The organism is uncultured Fretibacterium sp., assembly GCF_963544685.1.
GTDB lineage: Bacteria > Synergistota > Synergistia > Synergistales > Aminobacteriaceae > CAJPSE01.
In genome coordinates, this window is sequence record NZ_CAUUGJ010000113.1 from 1 (window position 1) to 7,448 (window position 7,448).

General features: G+C 62.5%; 4 protein-coding genes. 1 reads left to right on the forward strand and 3 read right to left on the reverse strand.

Translation table 11 applies throughout. The annotated features are described in order from the left end of the window. Positions 1-1,774: ABC transporter ATP-binding protein (locus ABLA28_RS09585; RefSeq protein WP_347713474.1), on the reverse strand; the 1,774-nt coding region annotated here is incomplete at its 3' end. A 411-nt stretch (positions 1,775-2,185) separates the two neighbouring features. Here ABLA28_RS09585 and nifJ point away from each other — a divergent pair. Then, positions 2,186-5,716: a pyruvate:ferredoxin (flavodoxin) oxidoreductase gene (gene nifJ, locus ABLA28_RS09590; protein ID WP_347713477.1), complete on the forward strand. Its 3,531-nt coding sequence runs from the start codon at positions 2,186-2,188 to the stop codon at positions 5,714-5,716. Between the two features lie 141 nt (positions 5,717-5,857). On the opposite strand, the gene ABLA28_RS09595 is transcribed toward nifJ, so the two are convergent. Both ABLA28_RS09595 and ABLA28_RS09600 read right to left on the reverse strand, forming a co-directional pair. Continuing rightward, the gene (locus tag ABLA28_RS09595; protein ID WP_347713475.1) at positions 5,858-6,793 is read right to left on the reverse strand and encodes a DUF979 family protein; all 936 of its coding nucleotides are present in this window, start codon (positions 6,791-6,793) and stop codon (positions 5,858-5,860) included. Beyond that, a partial coding sequence (locus ABLA28_RS09600; protein WP_347713476.1) for a DUF969 family protein occupies positions 6,790-7,448 on the reverse strand: 659 nt, incomplete at its 5' end. The genes ABLA28_RS09595 and ABLA28_RS09600, both read right to left, overlap by 4 nt.

Sequence of the window (7,448 nt, forward strand, 5' to 3'; positions counted from 1 at the left end):
GCCACATGCGGGCGTAAAGCCCGTTTGCCGCCAGCAGCTCGTCGTGCCGCCCCCGCTCCTCGAGGCGCCCCTCATGCAGCACCAGGATCTGGTCGGCCCTTCGGATCGAGGAGAGCCGGTGTGCGATCACCAGCACCGTCTTGCCCTTGATGAGCTCCGTCAGGGCCCTCTGGATCTCGAACTCGTTCTCCGGGTCGGCGAAGGCCGTCGCCTCGTCCAGCACCAGGATGGGCGCGTTCTTCAGGACGGCCCGGGCGATGCAGACGCGCTGCTCCTCCCCGCCGGACAGGTAGACGCCACCCGAGCCGATGGGGGTGCCGTACCCGTTGGGGAGGCGCTCGATGAACTCGTGGCACTGGGCAGCACGCGCCGCGGCGATCACCTCGTCGTCCGTCGCGTCCGGCCGCCCGACCCGGATGTTGTTCATCACGGAGTCGAAGAACAGGAAGTTGTCCTGAAACACGAACGACACCGTGTCCATCAGCGTCTCGACCGGGATGTCCCGGACGTCCACGCCCCCGATGAGGATCTCTCCTTCCCCCTCCCTCACGTCCCAGAAGCGCGGAATCAGGCTGGCGACGGTGGATTTGCCCCCGCCCGATGGGCCCACGAGGGCGGTCACCCTCCCCTCCTCCGCATGAAAGGAGACGGACGACAGGGCACGGGCGCGCGTGGAGAGGGCGCTCGCGTTTTCCGGCCCCTCCGCGTCGTAGGAGAAGGTCACGTCCCGGAACTCGACGTCGAACCGCCTCGGCGTCCTGGGGTTTCGGGGCTCGGGAACGGGCTTCCGGTCCATCACGGCCTCGATGCGTTCCACGCCCTCGTCTATCTGCCGGCCCTGCATGGCCAGCATCGCCAGATTCATCATGGGGGCCGCCGCTCCGGGCGCCATCACCACGAAGAACAGGAACGTCAGCGCAAAGGCCTGGCCCGTCGGGTCGTCCCGAAGGATCAGGAGCCCGACGGGCAGCAGGAGGGCGAGGAAGGAGTTGGCGACCACGCGAAACAGGATGTAGCCGTTCCGACAGGCGTTGGTGAACTGGATGCACAGCCTCCCGTAGTCCTGAAGGTCGGCGTAGAAGCCCCGGAAGGACTGCACGGTGCGGCCGAACACCTTGACGATCTGCATCCCGCGGACGTACTGCACAGCCGAGGCGTTGACCCGCTCCAGCGCGTCGTAGTACGCCTTCAGGTTGTCCCGGCCCTTTTTCCCGAACCAGAGGGACCCCTGAAAGGCGAGCGCGGCGACGAACGCCCCCACGCAGGTCAGCGCCAGGGGCACGCTGAGGAAGAACAGCGCCACGACCAGGACGAGCACCGTGACCGTCGCATCGACCACCTCCGGGATCTTATGGGCGACGAAGAGCTCGATGTCCTCGACGTTCTGCTCCATCGTCTTCTTGACCGCGCCGATGGTGGTGCCCGAGAGGAACCCCAGCGGCAGCCTGCCGATGTGGCGGGCGAGGCCCATCCGGATGCCGTACAGAATCCGGAACGCAGCCACGTGCGAGGCTATCAGGGACGCGTACCGAACGACGAACCCCAGCACCATGGCCCCGAAGGCGACGGCCCCCTGATGGATAAAGAACCCCGAGTTCTCCGGCGTCACCCCATGCTTCAGCAGCTCGCCCAGAATGAAGTACACGTTCAGGAAGGGCACCAGCATCAGCGCCGCACTGACGGCCGAGAGCACGCAGGAGAGCGTCACCAGCCCCCGCCGCTGCCCGGCTATCTCCAAAAGCCGGGCGATTCCGCTCCTTTTCTTTTTTTCCATAAAAACACGCCCCTTTCCGAAGAAGATTCCGAGGACAAAACGCAGGATGAGCCAAGAAACGTCCGCAGTTATATTTGATTACACAAACTCTGATATCGTATTTTACAACGTTCCGATCCTCCGGGACATGACCAAACGGGAGCAAAACATGACGGATCGGGAGAAGGGGGACCGAGTCGCCCCCGCCCTCACAGGAATCCCCGAATTAAGTTCGAGGAACCATAACGTAAAGATTGGTGTCCCCGTTTGCGGGACGACGACGCTCAATATGGGAAGCAAGCGCTGACAGGGTATCGGTTATAATAAGAAAAGAGAAGTGGTGGGTTTCAACTGAACTTTCACAAAGAAGCATTGAAAAGAAACACTTCGAGGAGGGGGATTTTTTTGGAGGTCAAGAAGACGAAAAAGACGATGGATGGAAACGAGGCGGCGGCGTGGGTATCCTACGCGTTTACGGAGGTTGCGACGATCTACCCGATCACCCCTTCCTCCCCGATGGCGGAGCACGTTGACCGCTGGTCGGCGGAGGGGCATCTCAACCTATTCGGACAGAGGGTGAGGCTGGTCGAGATGCAGGCGGAACACGGGGCGGCCGGGGCCATGCACGGCGCGCTCGAGGCGGGGGCCCTGGCGACGTCCTACACGGCGTCCCAGGGGCTGATGCTGATGATCCCCCCGATGTACCGCATCGCCGGGCAGCTGCACCCCGGAGTGCTTCACGTCAGCTCGCGGACGGTGGGAACCCACGCCTTCTCCATCTTCGGGGACCAGTCCGACGTCATGGCGTGCCGTCAGACCGGGTTTGCGCTGCTCTCCTCGGGCAGCGTCCAGGAGGTGGCGGACCTGGCGGCGGTGGCGCACCTGTCGGCCATCAAGGGACGGGTGCCCTTTCTGCACTACTTCGACGGGTTCCGGACCTCTCACGAGATCCAGAAGATCGAGGTGCTCGACTACGAGGAGTTCAGCAAGCTGTTGGACTGGGGCGCCGTGGATGCGTTCCGCAAGACGGCGCTGAACTCCGAATATCCGGTCCAGCGCAGCACGGTGCAGAACCCGGACATCTTCTTCCAGGCCCGGGAGGCCTGCAACCCATGGTACGACAACCTGCCCAAGATCGTCGAGGGCTACCTGAAGGAGATCAGTCGTCTGACGGGCCGGCACTACGGACTTTTCAACTACTGGGGCGTCCCCGACGCCGAGCGCGTCATTGTGGCCATGGGGTCGGTCAGCGGCGTCCTTCGGGAGGTCGTGGAACACCTCAACGCCAAGGGGGAGAAGGTGGGCTTTCTGCAGGTCCATCTCTACCGCCCCTTCTCCGAGGAGCACCTGTTCGCGGCGCTGCCGAAGACCGCGAAACGGGTCACCGTTCTGGACCGGACGAAGGAGCCGGGGGCGTCCGGGGAACCGCTGTTCAAGGACGTGGCGACCGCGATGATCGGCCGCGCCGAACATCCGGCCATCTACGCCGGGCGCTATGGGCTCTCCTCCAAGGATGTCTCACCCGCCCAGATGCTGGCGGTGTTCGACAACATGAGCCAGCCCGAGCCGAGAAACCATTTTACGGTGGGCATCAACGACGATGTCACCCACCTCTCTCTGCCGGTCGGGCCGCTCGTGGATACGGGGGACCCCGGGACGGTCAACTGCAAGTTCTGGGGGCTGGGCTCCGACGGAACGGTCGGGGCGAACAAGAACTCCATCAAGATCATCGGGGACAACACGGACTTCTATGTTCAGGCCTACTTCGAGTACGACACGAAAAAGTCCGGCGGCGTGACGAAATCGCACCTGCGCTTCGGCAGGAACCCCATCCACTCGACCTATCTCGTCAGCTCCGCGGACTTCGTGGCCTGCCACAACCCGTCCTACATCGAGCGGTACGATATCGTGTCCGACGTCAAGCCCGGCGGGGCCTTCCTTCTGAACTGCGCCTGGGACCTCCAGGGGCTCGAGGAGAACCTGCCGGCATCGGTGAAGCGGCAGATCGCCGATAAGAAGATCCGCTTCTACACCCTCGACGCGACGGGCATCGCCCAGAAGATGGGGCTGGGCGGGCGTATCAACACCCTGCTTCAGTCGGCCTTCTTCAAGATCTCCGAGATCCTCCCCATAGAGGACGCCGTGCGCTATATGAAGGACGCCATCAAAAAAACCTACGGCAGCAAGGGCGACAAGGTCCTGAACATGAACTACGACGCCGTGGACCGCGGCATCGAGGGGCTGGTGCAGGTCGAGGTCCCCGCCTCCTGGTCCGCGCTGGAACCCGAACCCGTCCGGCGTCCCGGCGCGGACCTGCCGCGCTACATCCGGGAGGTCCTCATCCCCGTGAACGCCCTCAAGGGAGACGACCTGCCCGTGAGCACGTTTGTGGACGACGCCAACGGAACCGTCCCTCTGGGGACCTCCAAGTACGAGAAGCGCGGGACGGCGATCAACGTCCCCCAGTGGATCCCCGAGAACTGTATCCAGTGCAACCAGTGCGCCTTCGTCTGCCCCCACGCCTCCATCCGTCCCTTCCTCCTGGACGAGGGGGAGAAGGCCGCGGCGCCGAAGGACTACGTCACGCTTCCGGGGCGGGGCAAGGGCTTGGAGGGCTACGGGTTCCGCATCCAGGTGGATCCCCTGGACTGCGTCGGCTGCGGAAGCTGTGCCGAGACCTGTCCCGCCAAGAACAAGGCGCTGGTCATGAAGCCTCTGGAGAGCCAGCTCCCCGAGATGGAGAACTGGAACTACTCCCTGACCGTCTCCGAGAAGCCGAACCCCATGGACAAGTTCTCGGTGAAGGGGAGCCAGTTCGAGCAGCCGCTGCTCGAGTTCTCCGGCGCCTGCGCCGGGTGCGGCGAGACGCCCTACATGAAGCTGATGACGCAGCTCTTCGGCGACCGCATGTATCTGGCCAACGCTACGGGATGCACCCAGGCCTGGGGTGCGGCCTCCCCCTGCGTCCCCTACACCACCAACAGTCGGGGACATGGGCCGGCCTTCTCCAACTCGCTCTTCGAGAACAACGCGGAGTTCAGCCTCGGGATGTGCTTCGCCGTCGAGCAGCAGCGCGAACAGCTGGCTATGAGGGCGCGTGCGTTTCTGCCCCGTTGCTCGGACGAGCCCCTGAAGAATGCCCTGACCGCTTGGCTCGACGGCTTCAACAAAACCGAGGGGACGCGTGAACGCGCCGACGAAGCGATAGCGGCCGTGGCGCGCGTCGCCCCGGGCTCGGACGACGAGGATTGCCGCTACCTCTGGCAGAACCGCGAGCATTTCGTCAAGAAGTCCATGTGGATGTACGGAGGGGACGGCTGGGCCTACGATATCGGATACGGCGGGTTGGATCACGTCCTGGCCCTCGGTCCCGACGTCAACATCCTGGTGGTGGACACGGAGGTCTACTCCAATACGGGCGGGCAGTCATCCAAGGCCACGCCCGTCGGGGCGGTGGCGCAGTTCGCGGCATCGGGTAAGAAGGTCAGGAAAAAGGACCTGGGCACGATGGTCATGAACTACGGAAACGTCTACGTCGCTCAGGTGGCGATGGGCGCCGACCCCAACCATCTGGTCAAGGTCCTGAAGGAGGCGGAGTCCTACAGGGGGCCGTCCCTGATCATCGCATACGCACCCTGCATCAACCACGGGATCGTCAAGGGGATGGGCTTCTCCCAGAAGGAGTCCAAGCTGGCCGTCGAGGCCGGATACTGGCACCTCTACCGCTACGATCCCCGGCGGGGCAAGGAGGGGCTCAATCCGTTCGTCCTGGATTCCAAGGCGCCCACCCGCCCGCTGAGGGAGTTCCTGATGGGCGAGGTCCGCTATTCGGCCCTCGAACGGACCTTCCCGGAGGAGGCGAAGGTGCTCATCGCAATGGCCGAGGAGGACGCAAAGGAGAAGTACGAGCGCTACAGGCAGATGGCCGCCGCGAAGGAGATCGGCTGCATCGCCGCCAGCTGATCCGCTCGAGTTTCCGCCTCTCGCGGCTTTATCGGGGGCAAAAAGCGAAAAAGTCCCGCCAACCTCCCGTTGGCGGGACTTTTTGTCGTCACTCCGTGATTCTCGGCCTTCGAGCGGGAGAAAGGCCTGCCGATCTCTCTCCTAAAAAGCCAGGAGGTACATCAGGGCGATGTTTATCAGGAGCAGCAGCAGCGCCGTGCCCCTCTGCACCCTGAGCACCTCGTTCAGATTCCGGATCCCCAGGCGTTCCGCGGGAAGGACGTTGAAATTCAGCCCCATGGGGGTCATCAGGGTTCCGCAGTAGCCGGAGAGCATCGCGATAATCCCCGCAACGGCGGGATCGGCTCCGAGCCGCCGGACGACCAGGGGAATTCCTATCCCCGAGGAGACGACGAGAAAAGCGGGAAAGGCGTTCCCCATCATCATGGAGAAGAACGCCGTAACGACGCAATAGACGGCGGCGGCCATCAGTTTGCTGTCTATTACGACGAACGACTCGGCCATCTCCAGAATGACGCCGCCCATTCCAACGGTTTCGAAAACCACCCCGAAGGCGGCCAGCAACTGAGGAAGGAGCGCAGCCCACCCCATGATGTCGAACATTCTATGTCCATCATGTACGAGGGCGACAGGCGTCTCGCGAAAAAACAGCATGAGACCGATAAGAATAACGATGTTGCTGATCCCGAAGGCGAACAGAATTTCTACATTCCAAACCCAATGGAGGGTCAGCGTGGAGGCGAACAAAAGCAGGAAGGGAGAAAAAAGCCACCTTCCGAAACGGTCTGCGACAGCCTTTTGGCGCTCGTCCGAAGGGAGCTCGTGCCGGCCCGGCTTGATGCCTATCACCACGACAAGGAATACCATCAGGACGACGCATCCCCCCGTGACGGCGGCGGGAAGGACCGTGCCGAAGGCAAACGTTCCCCCCAAAAGCCCCGTGAAGAGGACGTTGCCCCACCTCTTGGGGTTGCCGTTGTCCATAAGGGCCATCAGGGAGAAGAGAAACAAAAGGGCTCCTATGATACGGTAGATGCTCTCCATATCGAAAGCTTCAAAGACCGTTGACAGGTTCACGCTTTCCAAGCCTCTTCCCCGGCTTCGCGGCGCAGGGCCGAATCCAGAAGAGCACAACGCACCATAACGATAACATAGGCCGCCAGCGCCGTGGGGAGGGCGTAAAGAACAAGCCTGAGAATGCTGACCGGGTATCCGGCCTGTTCCAATACCGCCCTGACGAACAGGCTTCCTCCGGAAGCGATGAAGAGCAGCTGTCCGAAGAAGTTGCCGCAGTTCTCCGTCGCTACGATCATGGCCTTGACACGGTCGACCATGCTGGGCAGAAGCCTTCCCTCTCGCTTTGCGGCCTCGAGGACCATGGGGGCGACGAGGGTACGGGCGATCTGATGCCCCCCGAGCATGATGCCCAGCGCTACCGAGGCCTGCCGAACCGTCATGTACAGCTGAAGAATGCGTCCGGCCGTAGCGTCCTTGACATACTGGAATTCGGCCTCCATTTTTTTGTACAGCCCCAGTCGTTCAAGGAGTCCCCACAAGGGCAGGACCAGGAAAAAGATGGACAGAAAACGGTAGGCTACGAAAGCGTTCCCGATCATTTCAAGGATGGCGACGGGGGAGATTCCGGCGAACAGGCCCATAACGAAGATAACGAGCAAAATGGTCAGGAGCAGATTGAACTCGAAAGTCGTACCGATCAGGATGATCAGAATAC

Coding starts and splice junctions, on each gene's coding strand:
- nifJ (WP_347713477.1), top strand. CDS start 2,186: ATGGATGGAAACGAGGCGGCGGCGTGGGTATCCTACGCGTTTACGGAG.